17 protein-coding genes and 1 rRNA gene are annotated in these 25,394 nt (G+C 41.0%); 12 read left to right on the top strand and 6 right to left on the bottom strand.

The genetic code is table 11. The features are described 5' to 3' along the window. The first annotated feature begins 55 nt into the window (after positions 1–55). The 9 genes from dpdE to L1D21_RS13790 are packed head-to-tail and all read left to right on the top strand — an operon-like array spanning position 56 to position 17,395. Complete coding sequence (gene dpdE / locus L1D21_RS13830) at positions 56–3,157, top strand: protein DpdE (RefSeq protein WP_239845862.1); 3,102 nt, start codon at positions 56–58, stop codon at positions 3,155–3,157. After that, entirely contained in the window at positions 3,157–5,568 is a 2,412-nt protein-coding gene (gene dpdF / locus L1D21_RS13825; protein WP_239845861.1) for a protein DpdF, read from the top strand. Before dpdE ends, dpdF begins: the two co-directional genes overlap by 1 nt. 2 nt (positions 5,569–5,570) lie before the next feature. Continuing rightward, positions 5,571–6,572: a protein DpdG gene (gene dpdG, locus L1D21_RS13820; protein WP_239845860.1), complete on the top strand. Its 1,002-nt coding sequence runs from the start codon at positions 5,571–5,573 to the stop codon at positions 6,570–6,572. Continuing rightward, on the top strand, positions 6,572–9,718 hold the full coding sequence (gene dpdH / locus L1D21_RS13815) for a protein DpdH (RefSeq protein ID WP_239845859.1): 3,147 nt from the start codon (positions 6,572–6,574) through the stop codon (positions 9,716–9,718). Before dpdG ends, dpdH begins: the two co-directional genes overlap by 1 nt. Next, entirely contained in the window at positions 9,708–10,442 is a 735-nt protein-coding gene (dpdI, locus tag L1D21_RS13810; RefSeq protein WP_239845858.1) for a protein DpdI, read from the top strand. Before dpdH ends, dpdI begins: the two co-directional genes overlap by 11 nt. A gap of 11 nt (positions 10,443–10,453) precedes the next feature. Further along, the gene (dpdJ, locus tag L1D21_RS13805) at positions 10,454–14,908 is read left to right on the top strand and encodes a protein DpdJ (protein WP_239845857.1); all 4,455 of its coding nucleotides are present in this window, start codon (positions 10,454–10,456) and stop codon (positions 14,906–14,908) included. Beyond that, positions 14,905–15,468 carry a phospholipase D-like domain-containing protein DpdK gene (gene dpdK / locus L1D21_RS13800; protein WP_239845856.1) on the top strand — a complete coding sequence of 188 codons (564 nt, stop codon included), beginning with the start codon at positions 14,905–14,907 and terminating at the stop codon, positions 15,466–15,468. The genes dpdJ and dpdK overlap by 4 nt, the downstream gene beginning before the upstream one ends. Continuing rightward, positions 15,455–16,678: a hypothetical protein gene (locus tag L1D21_RS13795; RefSeq protein ID WP_239845855.1), complete on the top strand. Its 1,224-nt coding sequence runs from the start codon at positions 15,455–15,457 to the stop codon at positions 16,676–16,678. Before dpdK ends, L1D21_RS13795 begins: the two co-directional genes overlap by 14 nt. Positions 16,679–16,726: 48 nt before the next feature. Beyond that, a complete protein-coding gene (locus L1D21_RS13790; RefSeq protein WP_239845854.1) occupies positions 16,727–17,395 on the top strand; it encodes a hypothetical protein in 669 nt (222 codons plus the stop codon). A gap of 209 nt (positions 17,396–17,604) precedes the next feature. Here L1D21_RS13790 and dbpB read toward each other — a convergent pair whose 3' ends face one another. Genes dbpB through queD form a run of 4 tightly spaced genes read right to left on the bottom strand, consistent with a single transcriptional unit; the run spans position 17,605 to position 21,242 of the window. Then, complete coding sequence (gene dbpB / locus L1D21_RS13785; RefSeq protein WP_239845852.1) at positions 17,605–18,702, bottom strand: DGQHR domain-containing protein DpdB; 1,098 nt, start codon at positions 18,700–18,702, stop codon at positions 17,605–17,607. A 9-nt stretch (positions 18,703–18,711) separates the two neighbouring features. Next, the gene (gene dpdA, locus L1D21_RS13780; RefSeq protein ID WP_239845851.1) at positions 18,712–19,953 is read right to left on the bottom strand and encodes a tRNA-guanine transglycosylase DpdA; all 1,242 of its coding nucleotides are present in this window, start codon (positions 19,951–19,953) and stop codon (positions 18,712–18,714) included. Next, complete coding sequence (locus L1D21_RS13775) at positions 19,954–20,877, bottom strand: hypothetical protein (RefSeq protein WP_239845850.1); 924 nt, start codon at positions 20,875–20,877, stop codon at positions 19,954–19,956. A 2-nt stretch (positions 20,878–20,879) separates the two neighbouring features. Continuing rightward, on the bottom strand, positions 20,880–21,242 hold the full coding sequence (gene queD / locus L1D21_RS13770) for a 6-carboxytetrahydropterin synthase QueD (RefSeq protein ID WP_239845849.1): 363 nt from the start codon (positions 21,240–21,242) through the stop codon (positions 20,880–20,882). A 241-nt stretch (positions 21,243–21,483) separates the two neighbouring features. Here queD and L1D21_RS13765 point away from each other — a divergent pair, with 241 nt between their 5' ends. Continuing rightward, positions 21,484–21,681, top strand: a complete 198-nt coding sequence (locus tag L1D21_RS13765) for a hypothetical protein (RefSeq protein ID WP_239845848.1) — start codon at positions 21,484–21,486, stop codon at positions 21,679–21,681. 219 nt (positions 21,682–21,900) lie between these two features. Here the strand turns inward: L1D21_RS13765 and trmA are convergent, their stop codons facing one another. After that, positions 21,901–22,998, bottom strand: coding sequence for a tRNA (uridine(54)-C5)-methyltransferase TrmA (gene trmA / locus L1D21_RS13760; protein WP_239845847.1), 1,098 nt, complete (start codon positions 22,996–22,998; stop codon positions 21,901–21,903). Positions 22,999–23,134: 136 nt separating this feature from the next. Here trmA and murI point away from each other — a divergent pair, with 136 nt between their 5' ends. After that, entirely contained in the window at positions 23,135–23,926 is a 792-nt protein-coding gene (murI, locus tag L1D21_RS13755; protein WP_239845846.1) for a glutamate racemase, read from the top strand. Positions 23,927–23,972: 46 nt separating this feature from the next. On the opposite strand, the gene L1D21_RS13750 is transcribed toward murI, so the two are convergent. Continuing rightward, the gene (locus L1D21_RS13750; RefSeq protein WP_239845845.1) at positions 23,973–24,422 is read right to left on the bottom strand and encodes an RNA-binding protein; all 450 of its coding nucleotides are present in this window, start codon (positions 24,420–24,422) and stop codon (positions 23,973–23,975) included. Between the two features lie 830 nt (positions 24,423–25,252). Between L1D21_RS13750 and L1D21_RS13745 the strand changes: the two genes are divergently transcribed. Beyond that, a 16S ribosomal RNA gene (locus L1D21_RS13745) occupies positions 25,253–25,394 on the top strand; the annotation flags it as partial.

The following is a 25,394-nucleotide window of genomic DNA, read 5'->3' as shown; positions in this document are numbered from 1 at the left end:
TTCGGTGTGATAAGCTACCCCCGATACCACATATTACGGTTAAATTGGTGATTTTATGGAGAAATTAACGGTTGGCGTTTTAGTTGTTGCTTCCAACGTTTTCAAAGGAATAGGCAAGGTTAAGTCTATCGATTCAAACTCGATGACCGCAGGCGTAGGCTTTTTTTGTTCTCCCTTGACTCCGTATGCAAATCTTATTGACGTAGCTTTATGCGACCTGGAGGTCGTTACATCTTTGGGGGTTAGAGCAGAGGTATTCGTTCAGTTTTCCAATTCGCAAACATGGAAAATTGGTCACTATGATGGTGAAAGGCCAGGTAATCAGGCATTGATCACCTTCTCCAGCAACCTGCGCGATGTTTTCGACTTTACTGAGTTGTTTGTCCCAAATGCTCACCCTAAAAATGAATACAATCCATATGCATACCTCAAAGGAAAAGCGACCTCATCTCCTTATATTTGCGATGCATTATCAGCATTCTATCAAGCCTATTATGAGCAAAGACGATCTTGTCGTTCCATCTCTTCGCTGATTTCTAGTTCTGTGGAGTTAGAGAAGCATCAACTTGCGGTTGTCTATGAAGTACTCAAAGACACAGAGAAAAAGTACTTGTTGTGTGATGAGGTTGGCTTAGGGAAAACAATCGAAGCCGGTTTTATCGTTCGTCAACATGTTCTTGAGCGTGGGCATGACAGTCGAGTATTGATTTTGGTCCCCCCGCCCCTAGTTGACCAATGGCATACAGAATTATCAATTCGTTTCCATCTTGGTGATCTGCTAAGTACGAATCCTGACAACACAGATCCTAAGGTCCATATTTGCTCTTATACCGAAGCACTTATGTACTCTGATGCCCCTTCGATGGTTGTGGTGGATGAAGCCCACCAAATTTCAAGCTTCCCTTTCAGTAGTAGGTTTAAGGAAACTGCACTGTTTGGTACGATTGCCGAACTTTCGAATCAATCTGAAATCACCCTGTTATTGACTGGAACGCCAATGACTGGTCACAAATCAGCTTATTTTGCTCTTCTACATTTACTTAATCAGCAACATTTTCCGCTTAACGACCAAGCAATAGAAATATTTAATCAGACCCTACCACAGCAGGGCCGACTCAGGGAAATTTACCGTCTGTTCAAACCAGAAAACGTTGATGGTTTGATAGATGGTGCTCTGGATGATCTCGAACATTTTGATTTACAAGATGATGAGTTGCAGCAACTGATTGATCTTTTGAGACCGCTAGTAGATATGTTCGCTGACGAAGTCGATTCAGTTGCACGTGACCAAGTCATCAAGGCTCTTGCTAATCATCTGGGAAGTAAATACCTCTACGATTACAAAATGTTGCGAAATTCACGCGCAACAGGCTTCGAGACAGACCAAAACAGTGAAATAGAGGCTCTCTTCCCAGGATTGAATCCATCAGAGTTGATTCATTGGCGCGCGCCGGAAGAGGGACCTTATCTGGATGAACTTTTCGAGCAATACCGCAGTGAAGCCATTTTTGACCACGGGTCATTTCTCGCACTGCCCATCTCTGACTTTAAACAATGGTCAGAAGCCTTGTTAACAAGCCCATTGTGCTTCGCTAGCAAAATTAAAGAGTATCTGGCAAAAAATAAGTTATCAGAGATTGAAACTAAACACTGGCAGCACATGCTGGCACAGGCCGATGATGAGCAAATCAACAAAAATGCCGCGCTCAGTGCGGCATTAGAAGGCTGGTTAATAGCGAATGAAAACGGTAAAGCGGTTATTTTCTGTGGCGAAAAACAGACTGCGGACGACGTTTACCAGTATCTATCAACGCAGTTAGATGTAGGTGTAGAGCGTCATGGTGACAAAGATGCTATTGCGTTCAATTCAGATGTTCAAATACGAGTTTTAGTGTGTGATGAGAAAGGGGAAGATGGTTTAAACCTACAAGGTAAAAAACGTTTGTCAGTTCACTACGGCATGCCAATTTTGCTTAGCCGACTAGAACAGCGAAATGGTCGCTTAAATCGATACAGCGCTTTATCTACAGGTGTTAGCCCCATTGATACCTTTATTCTGGCACCAGAACGAGACACTTTTTATAGTAAGTGGATTGAAGTGTTGAAAGAAGGCGTAGGCTGCTTTGAATACTATCGTGCCAATATCCAAGATGAGATAGACCAGAAATTAGAGCGGCAGGTCTGGCCGGATATTCGTGAGAAAGGCTATGCAGCCTTAAAGGATGCAATTGGTGACTTACAATTATGCACAAAAGAGATCTACCGAAATAGAGAGATAATCGCGAAATTGGCAACGGTTGATCTTGATGCTGAAAAAGCAGAAAAAATCTTAACCCAACTGCGCGAATCTGACGAAGTCTTTGAAGAGTCGAGTGCACTAAGTCAATGGATTACTGCGGGAATTCTCTTTGACAGACTAAAAGAAGGTGAAGATTTGTACCGTTTTCGCTTCCAGTCAGGAAGAACCAAGTTGCGCTCATCTACCCTGCTAAGTAAGTGTATTGTCGGCATAGACTTTGACTCTTCATGTTACAAAGCACCCGTAACTCGCGCATTGTCGTTTTCGAGAAGGCGCAGTGTTGAGAATGGCAGTTACCCTCTAAGGTATGGTCAACCATTTGTGGATGCCATTGCTGATGTTTCTAAATCATCTCCTTTTGGCAATAGCAGTGCGATAATCCGCCAGATTAGCGGAAATATTGAGCCAAAGTTATTTTTCGTCCCTCAATGGTTAGTTGAATCAGAAACTTTATCGAAATCAGAGCAAATTGCATTGGACTCTGTTGCCCCCCCTGCTGCGTATTCTGCCGTGTATACAGAAAATGGTCAGGTAGAATCAACTCCTATTATCAACACGCTAATTACCGCCCCATACAGCAAGAGAGGGTCTCGCATGTATCATGGGGAGCAACCAGTCAATTATAAAGACACCAATATTACAATTGCAGGTGAACTGGAATTGGTGGATATTTGGCATTTAGTCGAAAACCAGATAGATAAAACACGCTTTAATGCTGCTTTGGATTCGGCTTATGAATCCAGTAAAGCAGATGCAGTTCAAGCATTTTACGAAGGCGCAGAGTTGACTGAAAATATTACTCCGAAAGTCACGCTTTTAACGATCAAATATGTACTCCTATTTGGAGGACTTGCGTAATGCTCTTTTGGGATTTTTACCCGCAAGATAAAAAATCTGAACTTCTTTACAATATAGCTGTGTTTTATGAGACGCAGTTTAAGAGCCGTTTAGTGCGTGCTCTAGACTCTCCAAATTTGAATCTTAATGAATTTTGGTATTTGGTTAAAGATTTGCTCGCTGGCGATAATAAGGGTAACGAATCCAGCCTTTTTCTTGGGTTAATACCGACCGCAGAGCAGTTTCAGATTGCTTTGAATTGTGGGTTGAAGTTTGATGCAGCATCAACATCAGTAGTACTAGATCATGAGGTTCTGTCAGAGTATATAAAGCCAGTATATGCACTGAACAAAAAGCGCTACTCCGTAGAACCGCCTCATGATCCAGTTCTGAAAAGTTTAAACTTGCCTTATTCGACCTATACCAGCCAGGCTCAACAGGAAGCTGTAAGAACGGCGCTTTCATCAAAAGCTGATGCGACAGTTATCATTAATCTGCCAACAGGGTGTGGAAAGACCCTTGTTGCAGAGACGTTGACGGCATTTTCACAAACGGATGAGCTAAGCATAGTTATTGTACCTACAACAGCACTTGCGCTAGATCAGGCTCGTAGAATGAAAACTTTTATCCAAGATTTGGGTTTTTCTGCCGCGCCAGAATATGCCTGGCGTGGTGATTTGAAGCCTGATGTTAAAGTACGTATAAAAGCGGACATTTTGTCGGGTCAACAAAGGGTGTTGTTTGTCTCTCCAGAATCAATGGTAGGCAGTCTTCTGCCAACCCTATTTAAAGTAACAAAGTCGCTAAAACTAAAAAATGTGATTTTTGATGAAGCCCACCTGATTGATACATGGGGAGAGTCATTTCGCCCTGAGTTTCAAAAGGTAGGCGCCTTTCTTAATTCGCTAAGAGATATTGGAGGGGTATTTAGAACAGTTTTCCTATCAGCGACATTCTCAGAACAAACATTGACGACCATCAACACACTCTATGGCCGACCAGAGAAACATCCTGTTTTCGTTAATGGCGCATTTTTACGCCCAGAGTTGATTACGCGAAAGACTAAAGTGACAGAGGACACCTATTTTGACGAAATCACTGGCAGGATATTATCTAGCCCTAAACCTCTGATTGTTTATGGGGCAACAAAAGCAGATTGTAGAGCCCTTTACCAACGCTTAACTGGACTAGACATTGTGAGGGTTAGTCTGTTTACAGGTGACACAGTAGATGATGACAGAAAACGAGTCATTCGTAATTGGAGTGAAAATACTGTCGACATTATAGTGGCGACATCAGCCTTTGGTGTCGGTATGGACAAAAGTGATGTGCGTACGGTTATCCACGCCGGCATCAGTGAAAATATCGATTCGTTCTATCAAGAAATCGGTCGTAGTGGGCGTGATGGTAAAGCGGCTTATTGTGAAGTGATATACCACGCGAAGCAGTTGGACCGCCAAAGCCAAAATAAAAAAATCAGTACAGAAGTTGGTTTTTCCCGTTGGCTGTCTATGTGGAAGCGCAGAAAAGAAGTATCAGAAGGCATCTACCAGGTTTTTGTCAATACACAGGCGAATCATATCGAGCGGAACACAGATGCCAATGAAACTTGGAACTGGAAAACACTATTAATGATGCAGCGTGCTGGTTTAATTAGGCTTTCTTATCCAGATGTATCAAGTATACCGAGTGAAAAAGAAGAGCAAGCTTCTTTTTGGGAAGATTATTCAGGTAGAGTTTTAGTAGAAACTTTGCACGATCGGCATGTAGTGGAAGACACTTGGGAGAGCATTGTAGAGTCCCATCGCAAGCAGGAAATTGCTATTGAACGACAGCGAGTGGAAAACTTATTAAGTTGGATAAATGGCCAGACTAAACTTTGCAGCATTTTGCAACAAAGTTATCAACTAAACGGGTACATGCCTATCAATGCATGTGCAACCTGTGATGTATTAAACAATACCCCCGGACGACATTCTCTCGTAGGTCAGAGAGTTCGCGTAACAAAATCAACTGAAGACTTCCCTGAGAACCGTTTGTTCTATTTTGACTCTTCGAATAAGACAGTAGAAGACATTATTAAGGCATTCAGACGAGCACTACTTGATGAGAGAGTTACTATGCTTGTATGTTCTGAAAGTTTTCTTAAAGGTGCAGAGCCTTATTTAAAAAAAATCAAGCACCAAGTCTGGTTCTATGCTCCTCTTTCAGACTATTTAAACGACAAATATGTGCTTAACGATTACTCCAAATTTATTATCCAAGACGATATTAATGGCCTTGAAGTTCTCAAGTTACCAGATGATTGGCAAGAGAAACACTCGAATATTTTTGTGGCTAGCGCTCAACTTGGCGACCCAAAACATCCTCACCGTAAATGGTGGGAATCGGACAACTCCATACAACCATTATCATTTATAGTGAATTCATAATTATGGCAATTATAAATAATGCAAATCGAGGCAGTCATATCCCAACACTGCTACTTATCGATGAATTGCTGATGAAATATCGTGCTAAAAACCTAGGAAAATACTTTCCACGTTCGCAATTACTGACCGCTACAATGCCAGAGTCTCTCTATTTGAGAAATGTGAAGGATGATTCAGGAACTTACAGCATAAATACCAATGCAAAAGATAAAATGTCTGAGTCTTTGGATTTCTGGTCTGAATATGGCCTGTGGGATTCTGAAATTGATGATAATGGTGAAAAAGGTTACCGCAGCAATGATCTTACGGCCACACACCGGAACTTGCCTAAGCGGGTGTTGGATGTGATATCTAGCCATTACTACCCTGATGGAAATCTGCGCATAACCCTGGATGAGTTTAGAAATAACGCGGAACTCTCACGGGATTTCAGTACTTTTGTTTTTGCCATGTGCTTTTTCTTATATCAAGAAGAGTCTAACTTTCAAAACCAGAATTTTCTTATCCAAAGTAAAGCTCGCGAAATGATGTCAGGTGCAGTTCAAAGTGGCGATATCAGAATTACTTTCAACAAATCAGAAGAAGTTGGTGTTATGGACTACGGCCATCTTCTCGGTTTTTTTGAGGTAGTTGGAAAAGATACTTATATTGTTGATCCAACAAGATTTGTAATGTGGTACTTGAATGACATCTTTAAAAACCAATCTGCATTGTCAATTCAGGAATTTCTGGACAAGTTAAACCACATACTTCCAATATTTGATACTGGGCCTTATCAAGAAGCGCTTCCTAAGTATCTGAACACAACTCGACCTTCTATGAACTTTAACGATGGAAACGTGTTAATGTCGTCTGCGTTGAGCCTAGCCTTATTCCGGCTTGAAAATCTGAAACTACTTCGGCTGGAAGTGCGTTCAGACAGTACTGTACGCTTTGATTTAAGTCTCCCGACATCTGCAGTAAAGCAAGTGACACACATTCAATTTGTTGGTGAGGTGGCGTAATGAGTATTCAAGCTTATTGGCCGACCGAAGCCAATGTTCACGATTGTATCCTTAGTGAAGCTGAGCGTCTGAGCGATAAACTCCTAGTTGCTGTTCACCATCCAACAAAATTAATTGCAACTGACTATGCAACCCAAACACCTGAAGTGAAAACTCAGCAAGATTTGTTAGAGAGATTGCTTCGCACGAACGACATCATTCCGCTTTTGGGAGAGTCTGGCAGTGGTAAGTCACACCTTATTCGTTGGCTTCATGCTGTAGCGAAGACGCACCCGAAGGCCATCGAAGAAAACTGGCACATTATTCGTGTACCCAAAAATGCCAGCCTCTCTCAAGTGCTGAATATCATGTTGAAAGGGCTAGAAGGCGAGGTTTTCGAGCAAGCCCGTGAGCGTATAGGTCAGGTGAGTAACTCACTAAGCGAGGAAGCTACCCGGGACTTACTATTTACGCACATCAATGAGGCATTAAAAGCTCAACCTGAACTACTTAAAAATGAAGGGCGTTCACTTCAGACAGAAGGGAAGTTAACGCCTGAAAAGAGGACCCAAATCCGGGATCAAATTAATTTTGCGACGCAACTTGATCATTTTTTTGCTGATCCACATATTAAGGCGAAGTTTTCAGGGCCTAAGTCTGTTATCAATAATCGAGTTTCGCGATTAATCGAAAGTAAGAGTTATGCAGATATTCTTAACGAACATTTTGACTTGTCTGAAAACGACTTTTTGTTTTCTTCCAGTGAAGAAGTCTCGGTTCACCTTGGTAGTCAGGCAAAAAATGCGTACGCGAATCTTCAGTTAGAGTCTGATGAGTCTAAACGCAAAATGGCGGCGGTTGTTACTAATCAGGCGATTGAACGGGCATGTAAGCTTATGTTTAATCGCTTGTTCCAGTTTAGTACCGGTAACTTCCAGGACTTGTTTAAAGAGATCCGTAAGCACCTCTTGGCTGAAAATAAAACCTTAGTTGTGTTGGTAGAAGACCTTGCTGCGATTTCTGCAATTGATGACGTTTTGATTGAGAGTTTGTTGGAGCAAGATCAAAACGACGGCGAACAGGTTCTATGCCGTATGAAGTCTGTTATCGCAGCAACAGATGGTCTGGAAAGCTATCAAAGTCATAGAAGTACGATTTGGACGCGGGGAACCTATGAATGGCGCTTACCGTCAGATAATGACATTCGGCAATTTCCGCAACTGACTTTTACCGGTGACGATGTTCTGGATTTTTGTGCACGATATATCAACGCAGCTCGTCATGGTTTAGCTGGTATTGCAAAGTTTGCCGATGAAACGAAAGTAAATGAAGGTATTCCTTTTTGGAATCAAGAACTAAATGATTCTGACGAAAAAAATCTTATAGAATTTGGATGTTCACCAAGTGGTATTTCGTTATTTCCTTACAATAGACAGGCTATTTTAAAACTGGCGCAAAAACATGTTTTTAGTGGCGGACGTCATCGCTTCAATCCACGCGTCGCGATCCAACACGTTTTGCTGGCCATACTTCGTGATCACAACAAGAGTTTCCAAAAAGGAGATTATCCGAGTGCCTGGTTTGAAAGCCAATTGAATGAGTTTCGTCATGACGAAACAGCGCAAAAAATCTTACGTGATGTTGCAAATTCAGAGATGGCGAAGAGACTCGTCGGTTTTATGTCTTTATATACGGATGCGGACTCCGCAGAGGATAACTTTGCTCAAATAAGCAAAGGACAAGCTCAAATATTTGGTCTTGATACGTCAATGTTTGAAGAAGATGCTACCGTGGAGTCCACAGGGACAATCACGGTCGTCGAACCATCCCCAACGCCTGTTACGTCTAGACATCAAAATCCGGGGACACTCCAAAAAGCGGAATCCAAGCCTACCCAAGCACAAGATCCCTTAAAGAAAAAAGTGGAAGAGTGGTTTGCGGGTACAGCACTGTTAGATCAGCGGGTGAGTAATCAGTTGCGACAAGGCCTGTACCAAATGCTGGAACTGCATAAAGGTCTAGCTGACTATTCCGTTGATAAATCGAACAAGTGGGGGGCACAAGAGAATAAGAGCTTGCTTGAATTTGTTCTAAAAGAGCGCTCGATTATTAATATTGGTGTTCCGGGGTCAGCTACCAATAATTCCAACAAGAAGGTAGTGAATGCCTTCGAAGCAAGTGAACTGTCCGTCTCGCTTGAGTCATTGGATTTGAAAAGGCAGATGTTGGCCATTTTACGCTTTACAGAAAACAATCCGACGGAAAAGTCTAAAGCAGGTCAAGCAAAAGGTTGGGGCTACCCAGAAGGTTTTGAGGATTACATTCATTACCAGGAGTTTGCGCGTAAATGGCTACCGTCGGCAATGCAAACTTGCCTCAGAGTTGCTAAACAATCGGGTGTTGGGCCTTTAGAGCAACAAATTGCACTAGCAAAAAATTTAGGCGTTGATTTATCGGCTAAGTCTCAGAGGCTCAGTAACCTCTTACTTAGCTCTGAGCATATAAGGGATAGACTAGCCGATCCGATCAACGACAGACACAAAGAGGTGCTAGACAGGTGGCTTCAAGGCTGGGATAGCAACCGTGCCAAGTGGCTACGTACTGTTTCAGTAGGGACGAATAATGCGATTCACCCGATTGATTTCCAAGGTGCCTTCAAGCAAGTAAATGAAGTACCGAGTAGCACTTCCGAACTACTGCCTATCATTCGCGAGTTGAGAACAGAAACGCAACTGTTTGCTCAGTATCTAGATGGAACTGAGACCAAAGCGCAGTTAACGGAACTGCTGGAGTCGTTAGATTTGATTTACAAGCAGATCCCGGACGAGATGAGACCCAACTACCATGTTCAACTAGCAACAGTTCGCAACAGAGTTAAAGGGTTACAAAAAGTCGTAAGCTCGGAGACACCTAAATCTGTTTTGGGGCTTGAAAACACTAATGACCCGTTGAAGTTATTGCACAAAATAAGTGGTCAAGAACTGAAAAAGTGGAAAGAGGTGCTCGAAGATTGGCAAGCAATCTTCCCTCTAGTTATCAGAATGATTAAGAAATTTAATCACGAGAATGGCTCAACCAAGGTTGAACAATATAAACAAGCGATCAATAGTCGATTGACGGTGCTAGAAGCAAGTCTAGCGGCATTGGGAGGTCAGCATGAGTCTTAAAGAGCAACTCGCACAATTGCAGCAAGAGATTGTTTATTACAGAGATGCAGCCAATTTAGAACAAATAAAAGACTCAATGAAGACAATTTCAGAGCGAATTGATGGAGCCGTCGGAGGGGTAGAAACTGAAGTCAAAAAAAACGAGTGTCTAAAAAACATCCAAGATGTTGACTTGGTCGTTGAAGGCGGAGTAGATGTCTTACAACAAGCGACTGAGAATCTGAAGGCCTTCAAACCGCTCTGGGCGGAAGTTGAACACGAAAGCGTATCGGATGAGAAAAACACACTCTATTTGTTAACCGAGGCGCTCAAGCAAACAGCGAAATTGTATTCGGATACTCACCAACAAATATGGCGTGATTGGTCTGAAGAGAAAATAAGCCTTGCACAGGTAGATCAGTTCATTCTGGAACAGCAGAAAAAAGTGCACGGCAACGTTGCTCTCTATGACCGGTATGTCAAGGCAAAAAAAGAATTTGATGAGCAAGTCAATTGTTTCAACTTCGACAATGTTCGATTGCTTCGTATTCAGCAACTTGCACAAAAGTGCGCTGAATTAAAAGGCGAAATGAACACCGAAGATTTGCCTGAAGGTGTGAAGAAACTTTTTGATGAGCTGAACCGGATCGGTGGTGTAGCGCTTGTTTCCTTGTTGACTCCTGAAGTCATGCAATGGCTAGCCGATAATAATAAATTGAATAGCTTAGTGATAAAGCAGCGTTAATGAGTTACCTAATGGATATACAAAAACTGATTGAAGCGCTTGATCGGATTGAGAATAAGGAATCTGAACTTTTAGCTTGGGGGGATATCGATGTTTCTTCAATTGAATCTGAAGTTAGGGAAAGTATCCGAGATTGCGGTATCAATGATATTTTTATCGATGAGTATTTTGATGCCTTGAAAAGTCGTTGCTTTATATTTGAAGTCGACTCTGGGAAATACCGCTCAAGAATGGCTGAAACCGTTCGACTACAGGTACTTTCACGACAGTGGTTTAGAAATAAAGGTCCGGAGGACACCAAACCTCTGATCTCTGACTTTCGCTTCTTAAAACGGGCGCGTAAATATCCAAAGCGAGATCACCATGCTAAAACGCTGATTGATAATTGGGAACAAAACCGATTATTTAACACAGCAGATGAGAAGGTCATACTTAGTAATCTTCTAAAAAATGGAGATGACTGGTTTAAGTTGTCTGGTTTTCAGGTGCGCTCAACTGAGCGTATTCTGGAAAAATTTGATAAGCATAAATATAAGAATACATTGGAAGCCAGTGCAACAATCGTTTGTGCCGGAACGGGTAGCGGTAAAACACTCTCCTTCTACCTCCCTGCTATGACCAAGTTGGCAGCAAATCTGCTCCAAGATGCTCAGCATCGAGTTAGAATTCTAGCGATTTATCCTAGAAAGGAATTGCTGAAAGATCAGTTTTCTGAGACCTACAAAGAAGCGCGCAAACTGGATGACTATTTACTTTCGAAAGGCAAACGCAAGATATCGATAGGCACCTTCTACGGCGATACTTTTTCTGAAAACTTTGCGAAAGATGGCGATGAGTTTAAGGTCATGGTGTGCCCGCAAAAACCAAATGGAAAACATTGTGGTAGCACACTTAGTTTCCGCAAAGGCACTAAACAGGTTGTTTGCGACTCCTGCAACACAGTATTGGCCGAAGATGAAATTCTGGCTACAAGAGAGCGCGTGAGAAAGTCACCACCTGATATCCTCTTTACAACGACAGAAATGCTCAATCAGCGTCTTAGTGACGGTTACTTCAATCATCTTTTCGGTGTCACCCGAGAGCAAAAATCGATACCTTTGGTGTTGCTAGATGAAGTGCATACCTATGCAGGGAGTACGGGAGCACAAACATCGTATCTTCTAAAGCGCTGGATGAAGTTCAGTGGTATCAAACCGCATTTTGTCGGCTTATCAGCAACCTTGGCAGACGCGAAGAACTTTTTTGCAGATTTGACAGGCACTAAATCCCATTTCACCGAGTTGGTAGAGTCATTCGACCATGAATTAGAGGAAGAAGGCGCTGAATATATGTTAGCGCTACGGGGGGATCCTGCATCTCAAACAGGGTTGTTATCAGCCACGATTCAGGCAACCATGCTGGGAAGTCGTATGCTAGATAGGCACCAAGGCCTAGATAAGAACATATCTCAAGGTATCTTTGGGCAGAAAGCATTTGTGTTTACTGATGACCTTGATGTAATTAATCGCCTTTATAACGACTATCTCGATGCAGAAGGCAAGAAAGATTTCTACGGTGAATTAAGACCCAGAGATGGGGACGATTCGCCACTTGCTTGGCTGCGTTCATCTCGCCACCCAAACTATGACCAAGAACTTCAAAAGTTGTTAGGCCTGGATTGGTCTTCTGCTGAAGAGATTGGCCATAATTTGTCTGAATCAACACTGGTAGAAAGAACATCTAGCCAAGACAGTGGGGTTAATCAAGCTGCCAACGTGGTGGTTGCAACAGCCTCTCTTGAAGTGGGATATAACGACCCTGATGTAGGCCTTGTCATTCAGCATAAAGCACCGCGTAACGTTGCTTCTTATTTACAACGTAAGGGGCGGTCTGGTAGACGCCGTGGTATGCGTCCGTGGATGTATACCATATTGTCAGATTTTGGCAGAGACCGAATTGCATTTCAGCAGTACGAGCAATTAATTGATCCAAAGGTAAAAACGACAAAGTTGCCAATTGAAAACTCTCATATACATAAAATGCATGCTGCGCTCGCTACGCTTGAGTGGCTAGTGAAAGAGTACCGATTGGAGCGCATAAATGTTTGGTCAGTGCTAAGAGAGCCAAACCGAATCGACAGAGAAGGTAAACTTGCGCATGAGAATAGCCTTCAGCAAATTAAGAATGCCGTTACAGATGTAATGGCATCACAGGTGAAAATAGGCCAGTTGACGAGCTATCTACAAGACACGCTTGCCCTAAGTGATGAACAGGCCAAAGTGGTCATGTGGTCTCCGCCTCGTTCAATAATGATGTCCTTTTTGCCTGAACTTCGGCAGAACTTGCAGTTTAAGTGGGGGGCTAAAGGGAAACGTTGGGATGGTTTAGTCGAGAAGCAGTCTGGCCCTATGCCGAAGTATATTTCTTCGCAGTTGTTTTCCGCACTGGATACGCAATCACTAACTATTGCATTGGATCGCTCAACCAAAAGTGAACCGCGCACAAGCAGCGAGTCAATGGCTTTTTTCCAAGCATTAAAAGAGTTTGCGCCAGGCCGAATGTCTAAGCGCTATACGGTGAAAGCTTGGAATGTACCGGACTGGCTAATTCCGGCAGACTTTAATAAAGTGCCAGATACGACGTTGGATGTTGAGTTCAATATCGAAGAAGCATTTGGCAGTATTAGTAAACAGGTTCACCAGGAAGATATTCTGTTTGATGGTGAGTTGATCCCGGTATATCAGCCGAGGTTTATTCGAACTCAGCGCTCAACTAATCCGGCGCTTGGTAACAAAAGCAGTAGTGTTCTGCAATGGCATTTTGATATATCAGAACCTAATTCACATAGTCGCATTGAAGTACCAGAAAATACTGAGTGGCACAATGTTCTGCGCGGTATCGAGTTTTTCACTCACGACCACTCGACTCCTCTGGAGATCGTGCGCTACTGCACAGGCGCAAAGGCGAGTATTCCATTCACTAATGGTGATAATGCTAACGTCAATTTCAAATGGACGCTTGAAGGAAAGCCTGCAGCCATTGGTACCAAGTTATGGGTAGATAGCGTCAAGTTTTCGTTCAGATTTACAGAGGAAGATATAAAGAGTCTTCTTCTTCACGAACATAATAAAAAAGCCGTATATTACCAATACCTTCAGTATGAGTTCGTTAATTCAGAGGCCTACAAGGATAACTATTTCTTTGCAAACTGGGTTTTCGAGTGCCTGATATGTTCTTTGCTTGTTTTGAGTGAACAGAAAGGGCTGTCGTTAGGTATGACCTTTGAGTTCCTCTATTCTCAAGATGGAAAGCAAGTTGCTAACGGTGTTATTAACGGGCTTTTCCAGAGGAGGGAAACCGCGGATGGCAACGATGAAGAACAAGATCTTCACAGACGGCTAACCGAGTACTTTGCCGAAGAAAACAACCTGCATGTGATGAAAGGAGCATTAAGACTTGAGCCTGATTATGCAGAGAAAGCTGCTTATTACACCTGGGCTAAAGAGTTGCTAGGGCAAACCTTGTGCGGTGGTATTAATGCTATGTTCCTGAAGCTAGTATCAGACGTATCTGAACAGTCGTTTTGCATGGATCATCGTTGGGATGGCGATGTACTCAACGTCTGGGTCAACGAAAATGAAGTTGGTGGAATTGGCTATATCACTAAGTTTCGAGAGGTGTTTAAGGAAGACCCACTTCGCACGCTTGGTCATTTGACACATGCTTTTGAAATAGGTGAATACGAGCAAGTGAATTTCGATCTGCAGTATTTTCTAAATGAGTTGAAAGGTAACGTTTCACTTCGTAACAGCCTTAAACAGGTGCGTAGCGCGCAATCATTGGCTGAACGTTTTGAAAACACCAAAAGATTAAAGCAGGAGATCGCTAAACTCGGCATATTACCCACTCACACTTGGGAGAGCGTTTTATATTCGAGAGTATTAAAAAGTGGTGCGAATAAACAATCAGATCAGCTACTGGTTGAACTCCTTAAGCAATGGACTGACTATGAGGAACAAAGTGAACTGGAAATCCCACTGCATATCGCTTCCTACTTACTTGCGGCCAAGCAGGGTGGGACTTATAGCGATATTTTCCGTGAGAAAAATCGTATTCAGTCTCGCATGTGGCAACGGGGAGCAATGATCCGTGAGCAAGAATTGGGCTTCTATAACCAGTTCAATGCCGTCAAAAATAAAACTGAGCGACTATTGCTATCGAAAGTTATTACAAATATAGAAACATTGGTGAACTACGATGAGAGCGGTGGTTGGCAAGATACATTGTCAAATGCCTTGCAAGATAAGGGAAAAGGTACCTTGGTGTTTACTGATAAGCAAAGAGGTTCTGTGAAGGCTGTAGTTAGCCTGTTAAATGTTAGTATGCTGGAGTACAACAAAATGCTGTTCTACCCACGTATAACTAAATTGCAATCGCAATTCTCTTCGATTCATATGACCGTAGAAGTGAGAGACATTTTACAATGATAGTGCAAGATGAACGCTCGATCGAAACTAAAGAGGCAGTTGGCCGAGCACATATAAAGGATCTTCTTTCGTCTTTGCTGGTGGCGGAATCAATAAATCCTGGTGTGATCTATATATTAAGCCCTTGGATTTCCAATTTTCCGGTTCTAGATAACACGACAGGAAACTTCGACGCCGTTAACCCGAAATGGGGACACCGACATGTATATTTCTTCGAACTTCTTCAAAACTGTGTTGAGGCTGGCGCTACGCTGAAATTAGCGATTAGAGAGAATAGAGAAAAGATGAGTCAGCTAGAGCAAAATCTTTGCAATTATCCTTCTCGGTTTAAAGTGGTGGAGCTGAAAGATCTACACGAAAAAGGGCTGTTGACTGACTGCGCTCTGATCCGCGGCTCAATGAACTTCACTTATTTTGGAGCGACGGTAAATTACGAGTGTATTACGTATACCACTAATCCCGCCCAAATTGCTGAAAAAAGAAATACCTATGAGGATCTGTACTTTAAGGAAGTACTGTCGAAGGAAACAAGTGTGGAGGACGATGATGACTGGTATTGAGTCAATTCTGCTCGGTTTTTTTCAAGGTAATAACAAGATTACTCCTGACAGCAAATATCACGATAAAGTCGAGCAAGCGAAATCAGTTCTTCTTAAGCCTGGTAAGATTAAGTATCTCATTGGTTACCCACAAGGTGGAGAGCCTGCCTTTTATGTGGTATGTGAAACAGATGCGTTGATGGAACACGCCAAAGATTGGATTAACTGCGCATTGCCAAGGTTTTGCTGCAAGTACGCACGACCGTGTAAATCTCCTGAGTATCCATTCGAGTCAGTGTTATTTGAACAATGGCCACATGGCTTCTTGAAGGTTGCAATATGGAGCCGACAACACACTCAATTCGACAAAGAGAAATACTGGAATTTTATTCCGTATGCCTTTGAACAAATGCAATCAGCACTAGAGGAAATGATCACTCGTTTCGAGAGTTCGCCTGTAATTAAGCATGACTCAGAAAAATCGGTAGGAATGCTGATTAAGGGGTTTATCCAAGCTTACAAAGATAGTGATTTAGACCTGATGGACTCTCACTATCGTGAAATTATGTCTAGAGAGGAACTTGAACGGCGTAACAAAGATACATTGAAGTTCATGTTCCTTGAAAAAGAGAGTAAGTGGTCAACTATCGTTCGATTTGCTCATGAGCGGAACGTGATGTCCCAAGTGATTTCCAGTGGTGTGGTGACTGCCATTATGAATGCCCTAGTTTATCAGTCGTGCGAAGATGAAGAAGCCCTAAAATGCTTTGAGATTGATTGGCCTGCTCTTTATGTTAGTGCACAAGAGTTTTCCCCTTTGTTAACTATGCCCCCCTCTTTTGAGGCTGAATTAGACTGGTATCTATGGGCTGTTTTGGCATACACTTTAAATATCGAAGGCTTTATGGAAAAGCTTGGTAACTATGTTGACAAGACTTGGTTAAGTAGCCTACTTGAGCAAGACAATAGCATCAATGCACAGAAAATCACGCTGGTAGAAGTTTTAGATGTCAGCGATTTGGAACACCAAGAACATACTGTTAGTAGAGTGCTGAATTATGCACAAACTTGCCATGAGTTGGAGTTGATGAGTTTGTATGAATGGCTTGAGGCATCGCCTGTCAAAATTAAGCTTTCAATAAAAGCGCAAGTACCATTGCGAAAACTTTGGCAACAGGTGGAGTCAAATGTAGCTAACTATTTAATAACTGAATCGCCAGTGATTTCCTAGACACCTTTTAGTTAGATACTGGAGTGGCGAAACTAAGAAAGGTAAAATATGCATAATCCAATTGATACTCCATTTAATTTTAGACATATATGTTGGTTTTGTGGGGAACCATCAGGTGAGGCAGTTTGCTTCCCTTCTGATGAAATTGATTTCGAAAGTATTTCACATGATCCAATCTCTATCCCTTCTTGTACTGAATGTTACCAAATATCATTAAAAATTAATGCTCTGTCAGTAGATGAATTACGAAGGGAGGTTAAGGATAAAATTATTCTAAAGTACCAAAAAGAACTGGGTATTGGTGCTAATTGGACTGAAATTGAACTTCAAGAATCTGATTTTGATTGCGCTGCGTTATCTGGTTTTAGACAAAGTGCCTGGAGTATGTATTTAATAGCTAAAGAGAGGGTCAACTTTTCTGGTTGGGAATTATGCATTGATAGTTTGCCTCTAGACTTTCAATATGAGACTAATTCTTTTGAATTTGATGGTTTACAATTTAAAGATGTATCATCTGCAATCATTCACTATGTAAAGATATTCTCATTAGATAAACAATTGCTTACTGAATCTGTGGATATATTAGGTGTAGATAAGTTTGCTCAAGCGGTAAAGTTCTGTAGGTTAAATCCTGTAGAATCAAATCGAGAAAGGAACGCATTAATCGAGGATTTACTCTTTTCAATAGAGGATGAGCATGATAATAGGAAACTATAATTACTATTTTTTGAATCGCCAGTCGTTTACCTGAAGGTTAACTCTAGTTTGACTGTTGAAGAGAGCGATTAGTATATTATTTATCAGAAATATTATGCCTTAGGCGTTAAGATTAATCATCGTTACGTAAGTAACGATGATTAATCTTAACCATAAGCTGTAAAATGTAAAAATACTTATTATATTATACGTTGATATAACTGTGCGTGCTAACCCCAAACTTCAGTTCGATATTTTCTAAGTAGATAATTGGTTAAAATTTGAATATCTTTGCTAATATTTTGAAGCTGATTCCACTTGACTTTTTGGTCAGTTCCAAAGTCCCAATAGCCATTGGTCCACTTACAATATTGGCTAAGTTGCCCTAAATCTGCTTTGAAGTGGCTATAAGATGTGACATCTTCACGCTCTTCACTATGATATCTTTCTGAAATAGCGTCCATTAGATGGCCCATTGCGGTGATACCTGCACCATGCATGAGTCGCGAATTTTTTGGGTTAACTCCCCAAGCATCTGGGAATACATCAGCAACGGCCTCCCAGAAGTTGCAGATAAGATCGAGCATCTTATCAACATCGCCCTTTCCCGTTTCAGGATCTCTAAAGCGATAAAGGGCTCCCTCACTTAGACTACTTTCTATCAACTTTAGAATAGAGTTATCTTTTATAAATCCGCTAGGGTTTGTTGCTGTTTTAATCATTCCTTTCATTGGAGATTCTTCTCCATGATTAAGTCTATCTAGCAGTTGAGCCGGGAACCTTTTCTTTTGCAAAGCAACGGCTAATTTTGTCTCTGTGTATGGTAATAATTCGTAAATGAGGCCTTTAGGAAGCGGCTTTGTTGAGTTAACTAAAATAAACTGTTCACGCTGTTCTTGCGCATCATTAGTAATAAATGCACTCACTGGCATTTGAAAATCACCAATTTCAGCTTCTCTCAAAGCGGCAGCCCTTTGCTGACCATCAACGACCCAGCCTGGCTTATCTTCATCATTTACTGCAATGGGTATAACTAAATATCCAAACTCATTATTACCATTGTTGATAGGCTCGAATTTAACTCTATCATCAAATGCAATAACGAGAGCATTTGGAATCATAGGATTATCTGATTCCAAGTATCTTTTTATTTCGCGAATATGCGTAGATACCTCTGGTCGTTGATACCCAACTAATTCATTCTCATGCCTTTTCACTCTTGATATTGCAGCGATAGATTCTATATCTTTGCCTTTTACCGAAAAGCTAAATAGTTCTCGTCCTGGCCCTTGCTTAATTTTTAGCGCGGGAACTCGTAATTCGGTCATTGAATATTCCTATTTCATTAGGGAAAGCTGATGTTGAAGTTTTTGATATGCTATATACAAATTGTGAAAACCTCTTCGCCTGTTTCGTGCAGCTCCTCTTTTGAGGATGACATGGATACCAATATCTTTGCATATATCGCAATTACAATTTTTCCATGGCTGATCTGTTAAAGCTTTTTCCATTGCTTCGCGACGTGATTTTTTAGTGTTATACAACTTTTCATATTCACATAAGGTATCTAAGACTGATTTTTGCTCTACCTCACCCTTAGCAAAACTAATAAGAGCTTTTAAACAAGCTTTTTCTAATCTTTTGGCTTCATCGTGATCAACGGTACCTGAAGAAACCAATTTGCGCATTGAATTATTTGCTTCAACTTGTGGGACTGAAATTGATGTATAGTCATCAGCATGAGTATGGTAATTAAATTTATCATCTTTAAGGCCCTGCATTAAGGGGGCCGTAGAGTCAAAACTACTAACTCCTAGAGAAGAAAACTCTTGAATATGATTTAATCTATTGATGCCAAGAAGATGAAATTGTGTATCTGCTTTTTTGATTTCAGCTGTCTTCTCGAGTATAGACAGAATGTCTTGAGTCTTGAGTGGAATCATGCCACCGAGAGCAATTCTTTTGTAACCCATGGATTGTAAATCGCTAACAGAATCAGCATAGGATTCAGGATTCCAACCGTGAGCAACTCCGTATGCTTCATATGATTGTGACTGACTTTCGTTGTAGAATTCATGTGCAAGATCTAATGTTATTTCTTTCCTTCTTTTAAATTCAGTTAACTGTTCGGGGCTGAACTTTTTTTGTGATTCAGTTATTGATTTTGCAAAGTCAAATATAATGTGATCAAGTGAAATACCATTAGTAAATCCTGCATTTACATAAAACTCTACTACATCATGAATGGAGTACGGTGGAACTTCTTCATTTGCATAGCTGAAGGCACCACAATCGCCGATTGTTGAATACGATTTTGGTAGTCTGAAGAAGCGATAGATACCTTCTCTAAAAAAGCGCTGTCTTTGTGCTACAGAATACTTGCCCTTTACACCACTAATTCCATCTACGACCGCTTTAGATACTAGGATTCCATCATAAACAGGTCGAGAAAAAATTTCGTGAGCATATTTGTCATCTCGTTGGATAACTCTATGTTCATTATTAGTTTCATTTTCAAAGTCAAAAGTTGGATCTACGTAATCATGACTATCAGGGAAGTAAAATTTAACTTTGTTCACTTACAACTCTCTTGTGTGTTTAAAGATTTTTCCAAATCTTTTTTGTTCGCAGGCATAGCCTTCATTTCTAAATTCAGCTAATAAGGTTGTTGCTGAAGGCTTCGCAGATGCGGACTTAAGTTTTTCATTGATATAGTTACTAACCTCATTATCAGACATTTTTTTGCGGTCAAATTTTTTAGCAGGTTGTGATATCTGTTTTAATTTTAGATATTCGTTTTTTGCTTGTTTGCTAAATTCATTACTTGTTTTAATTTTTTCGAGCAAATACCTAGCTAGTCGAATGTTAAGAGATACTCTACTTCCCTGAAGTTGCTCACAAAAATCCTCGGTAGAGAGTATGTGAAATGGCTTTAATTTCTGAGGCAATTCAATCTTACTAGAAATGATAATTGTGTTTTCTGCTGTTATGTGCATATCTTCAGCTAATGTTAAAAGTTCTGGCAAGATTACTTTCAAATACTGTGGTGAAGCAGAAATACAGAAAAAATCATGTTTGTGCTTTTTAACCATGGAACTTAGATCATATTGGTATTTACATTCTCTATTGGCGTGAAGATGATTCCACCAAGTAATATTGTCGCTAAGATTGTTAGTGGTGTTTGCAAAACGACTTACTGAATTTGTTACACCAGTACTAAATGTAGCGTCATAGGAACAGATTTCGTCTTGAGAAGAGATAAAACCAAATCCAGCAGATAACACCCAGACAGGAATATCTTTCGAGTGTAGGTCTCTAACAACTTTCCAATGGTCCCCTGCATATGTATTTATTGCCAAATCTCTGCTTTGATTATTTGCAGTTGCTTGAACCCAGTCTTGGACATCTGGCGCCTCTTTATTCAAAATATCACTAAAGGATATTTTGTTATCAAGATGGTTTCGTTTGTTATTGGTGCAGTTAGTGATTAAATGAACTTTCAAGATTATTTACCTCGATAAACAACACCGCTTGTACATGTTTCCATTAGTTCAATTGCACTTAGCTGTGGTAAATTTTTAACTAGTCGATCCCATATCCAAACAGCTATGACTTCTGCTGTAGGGTTTTCTAGTCCTTCGATGTCATTGAGATACCTGTGATCCAGTTGCTCATATATAGGTTTAAAGATTTTTTTTAAATCGCCAAAATCAATGAACCAACCAAGTTGCTCATTCGGTTCACCAGTTAGGTGTATTCTTACTCTGTATGAGTGACCATGTAATCTTCCACACTTATGGTCTGCAGGTACATTTGGAAGTTTATGTGCAGATTCAAAGGTAAATTCTTTATAGATTTCTATGGTCATAATTCTCAGTAAGCCTTTAGAAGTAATTTGCTGATAGGCATTATATACCAGAAATTGTGCGCTAGCTACTGATGCTCTCGGGTAGATTGAGAGCGATATAGTCGAAAAGTTAGTGAATTTTAATTGTATCAGAGTTAACTTTCACTTTTCGATGACAATTTGTATTGAGTAAATCGATAATTTCTGTAATGTGCTATCTTCACTCTTATGCATAATCAGTAGATTAGGTAGGAATATCGACATGGATAGATCAGCGCAAGAAACTCTAGTAAAAATAATTGTTACTTTAGAAAATGACCATCATGGTTGTAAAGATGAAGCTATAAACCTTGCTAAAAGTGCTTTGGGGATTGATATTGAGCATAATGCTATTCGTGAAATGATAAATCACCTCGATGAAGAAAGAGTTCAAAAAATACTATCTACACTAGAGGTGTAGATAGTATTTGTTTGAATTTGATTCATAAAGTATTTTTTATTCAATATTTACTGTATCAAGTGTCTAATAAGTCTCAGGCCTTTCCTATTTTACAATGCTGAGTAGCTTGCTTAACGATTGTAACTTTATATCTTAGGGATTTTCATACTTTTAGTTTCCCGTACCCCGATCCGTACCCAGGTGTTATTTTGCAGGCCTCATTATGCTGCTAATTTATTGTTATCTAAGCTCTAAAAGTACGCCAGACTCCATGTGGTCGGTGTAAGGGAATTGATCGAACAAAGCAAAGCGGGTGATTTTATGCGTCTTGTCTAACACCTTCAGATTGTCGATTAGGGTGCTTGGATTACAGGATATATACAAAATGCGCTGGTAGCCTTGCACCATAGCCAAGGTATTATCATCCAGACCCGCACGTGGTGGGTCGACGAAAATGGTATTGCAGTTGTAGCTGTCTAAGTCGATACCTTCGAGACGTCGATAGCTACGTTTCTTCGCGAGTGCATCGGTGAAGTCTTCGGCCGACATACGGATAATTTGCAGATTCTCTATTTGATTAGCCTGAATATTATATTGCGCAGAATCTACTGATGGTTTGGCAAGCTCAGTGGCTAAAACTCTCTCGAAATTAGGCGCTAATGCGATAGAGAAGTTGCCATTGCCACAATACAACTCTAATAGATCGCCACGGCTCTGCTTGGTGATATCGATCGCCCATTCAAGCATCTTGATGCAGACTTTGCCGTTAGGCTGAGTAAAGCTGTTTTCTACCTGTTGGTAGGTCAAGGTTTTGCCATCGACGGGTAATGACTCAACCACATAATCTTTATCTAAAACGATTTTCTGCTTGCGGGCCCGGCCAATAATATTGACATTAAACTGCGTGGATAATCGCTGTTTAAGAGCAATGGCTTCATCTTGCCATTGGCTATCTAATGGCTTGTGATACAGCAAGGAGATCAATATCTCACCGCTGAGTGTAGAGAGAAAATCGACTTGGAATAGCTTGTGTCTTAGCACTGAATTAGGGCGAAGTTCATCCATTAGGACTGGCATCATTTGATTAATCAACTGACTTGCTGGTAAAAACTGTTCGCAGCGGACCTTTTGATTGAGTGCCTTATCAAACATATAGTAGTAAAGATCTTCATCCTGATGCCAAACGCGAAACTCGGCGCGCATACGATAATGCTCTGGCTCTGAGGCGAAGATTTCCAACGATGGGGTGTCAAATTCGGCAAATAGTTGTGCTAATTTCTCACGTTTAGCATTAAGTTGCTGCTCGTATTGGTTAGGATCCATTGCTTCTAAATTCATTTTTAAACACCGTTACTATCATTGGGGCGCAAATAGTATACTACCCAGCGTTGATGTCCAGTATCAGACTTTTTGATTTGGCTCTGGCGAGGAAAAACTCCCGTACTTGTTTAATTCGGCTTATGGAGAACAGAGTTTGTCGGCAAATATTTTAGTATTCGATTCCGGTGTGGGTGGCCTCTCTATCTTGTCAGAGATAAAGCAAACTCTGCCTAACGAAAACTATATCTATTTGTTCGATAATGCGCGATTGCCTTATGGCGAACTGGCTGAAAAGCATTTAATCGAGGGGTGTGTTGATATTATTGGCCGAGCGGTACAGCAACTTGGGGCTGATATCGTCGTTGTGGCCTGTAATACGGCCAGCACATTAATCTTACCTGCTTTACGTGACATTCTGGATGTGCCTGTGGTTGGTGTGGTACCGGCTATCAAACCCGCCGCGGCAATATCTAAAAATAAACGCATTGGATTGTTAGCCACACCTGGAACCGTTAATCGAGATTATACTCATCAGCTTATCAAGCAGTTTGCTGCGGACTGTAAGGTCACTTGTTTCGGCTCGTCAGAATTAGTCATGATGGCCGAAGCAAAAATGGCGCAAAAAGAAATTGATTGGCAACGACTAGAACAGATATTGCAACCGATTAAACAAACCGGCGTCGATACCTTAGTACTGGGCTGTACTCATTTCCCAATCTTAAAGGCGGAGTTGCAAAGTTATTTAGGTGAGGAGCTTGTCTTATTAGATTCGGCGAGTGCAATAGCGTCGAGAGTGAAGAACCTATTAGCCGAGCTGCCAATTAAGAATAGACAGAAAAGGGGATCAAAAGCGCTTTACACGACAAATAGTATTTGCAGCGGGTTGGAAAGAACATTAGCCGAATATGGATTGACTCACACAAGCCCATTAGGAAGTATGGGCTAAATCGACTAATGCTCTTTTATATCAAATAAGGATGAAACGACTTAAATTATTCCTTATCCGATTTTTCAGCATCCTGAGATTTGGCTTCACGAACTTTTAAAGTGCGTTCTTGGAAGTCAAATTCATTAAGCTTGTTCATGGCTTTTTTCGCACCAGCTTCAGACATCTCAATAAATCCGAAACCTTTACGACGCCCGGTCTTACGATCGCGAACTAAGCGAACGGAATTAACCGGTCCATATTTACCAAATAACTCTTTAACTTCGCCTTCATGAACACGGTAAGGCAAATTCCCAACGTATAACGTCATGGTTGGGCCTTTATATTGTGCATTAGAGTTTGAGGCTGAGTTAGAAGATTGAAGGGTGAAAATAACGCTCGCAATAATAGCACCAGTGAAAAATGCGATTGCAGAATACAAGTCTGGCGTGAACTGAGATATTGCCAATGCGCCAATAATGGCGACAATCAAAACAGTAAGAAATGGCTTTTGCATATATATGTTCTCTGAAGAATTGATAATTAACTGTTAACAGCTCGTATATGGTAATGAATTATTTGAAATTACACTAGTGTATTGATGAAAAAACGAACTTAGATCATGGCTAATGTAACTATTAATTCAATCGCATTGACTGAAAAAACCTCATAACGCCCCAAAAAACAGCACAATGATTAAAAGATCGGCTAGCGATCGCCGATCTTTTAAAAAGCCCTTGCGCCCTTTTTAGAACACCCTATAATGCGCATCCACTGACACGGCACAGCATCAAACATGAAGCTGAAAGCATGATGTAGCCTAGGTTACAAATTGTCTGGCATCGAAAGATGCCGCATCAAAAAGTTTGCAAAAACTGCTTGACGCGACCACGGGAATGCGTAGAATACGCAGCCCTAGCCACTCGGAAAGACGAGATGGGCTAACGCTCTTTAACAATTTATCAAGTAATCTGTGTGGACACTCACAGGTATTGAGTTAATCGAAAACGATTTATTTCTCAATGCAATTTGTCACTAGCAATAGTGAAGAGTGTTCATAGCAATATGTCTTATGCTCATGTTTTACAAGAGTGTAAGTATCGAGTTTACTGCTTCTTTATGAACGNGGACACTCACAGGTATTGAGTTAATCGAAAACGATTTATTTCTCAATGCAATTTGTCACTAGCAATAGTGAAGAGTGTTCATAGCAATATGTCTTATGCTCATGTTTTACAAGAGTGTAAGTATCGAGTTTACTGCTTCTTTATGAACGCAGTGAATGAGAAACAGTAGAATTCATTGAGTCGTTCTAAACTCTTAACGGGGTTTGGAGCACAAAAACTTTAATTGAAGAGTTTGATCATGGCTCAGATTGAACGCTGGCGGCAGGCCTAACACATGCAAGTCGAGCGGTAACAGGAAGTAGCTTGCTACTTTGCTGACGAGCGGCGGACGGGTGAGTAATGCCTAGGGAACTGCCCAGTCG

Origin of the sequence: Shewanella sp. Isolate11 (assembly GCF_022398315.1) — a bacterium.
GTDB lineage: Bacteria > Pseudomonadota > Gammaproteobacteria > Enterobacterales > Shewanellaceae > Shewanella.
Note: the sequence above shows the minus strand (reverse complement) of the source record. Positions and strands in the feature narration are given on the sequence as shown.

Coding starts and splice junctions, on each gene's coding strand:
- dpdE (WP_239845862.1), top strand. CDS start 56: ATGGAGAAATTAACGGTTGGCGTTTTAGTTGTTGCTTCCAACGTTTTC.
- dpdF (WP_239845861.1), top strand. CDS start 3,157: ATGCTCTTTTGGGATTTTTACCCGCAAGATAAAAAATCTGAACTTCTT.
- dpdG (WP_239845860.1), top strand. CDS start 5,571: ATGGCAATTATAAATAATGCAAATCGAGGCAGTCATATCCCAACACTG.
- dpdH (WP_239845859.1), top strand. CDS start 6,572: ATGAGTATTCAAGCTTATTGGCCGACCGAAGCCAATGTTCACGATTGT.
- dpdI (WP_239845858.1), top strand. CDS start 9,708: ATGAGTCTTAAAGAGCAACTCGCACAATTGCAGCAAGAGATTGTTTAT.
- dpdJ (WP_239845857.1), top strand. CDS start 10,454: ATGGATATACAAAAACTGATTGAAGCGCTTGATCGGATTGAGAATAAG.
- dpdK (WP_239845856.1), top strand. CDS start 14,905: ATGATAGTGCAAGATGAACGCTCGATCGAAACTAAAGAGGCAGTTGGC.
- L1D21_RS13795 (WP_239845855.1), top strand. CDS start 15,455: ATGACTGGTATTGAGTCAATTCTGCTCGGTTTTTTTCAAGGTAATAAC.
- L1D21_RS13790 (WP_239845854.1), top strand. CDS start 16,727: ATGCATAATCCAATTGATACTCCATTTAATTTTAGACATATATGTTGG.
- dbpB (WP_239845852.1), bottom strand. CDS start 18,702: ATGACCGAATTACGAGTTCCCGCGCTAAAAATTAAGCAAGGGCCAGGA.
- queD (WP_239845849.1), bottom strand. CDS start 21,242: ATGACCATAGAAATCTATAAAGAATTTACCTTTGAATCTGCACATAAA.
- L1D21_RS13765 (WP_239845848.1), top strand. CDS start 21,484: ATGGATAGATCAGCGCAAGAAACTCTAGTAAAAATAATTGTTACTTTA.
- trmA (WP_239845847.1), bottom strand. CDS start 22,998: ATGAATTTAGAAGCAATGGATCCTAACCAATACGAGCAGCAACTTAAT.
- L1D21_RS13750 (WP_239845845.1), bottom strand. CDS start 24,422: ATGCAAAAGCCATTTCTTACTGTTTTGATTGTCGCCATTATTGGCGCA.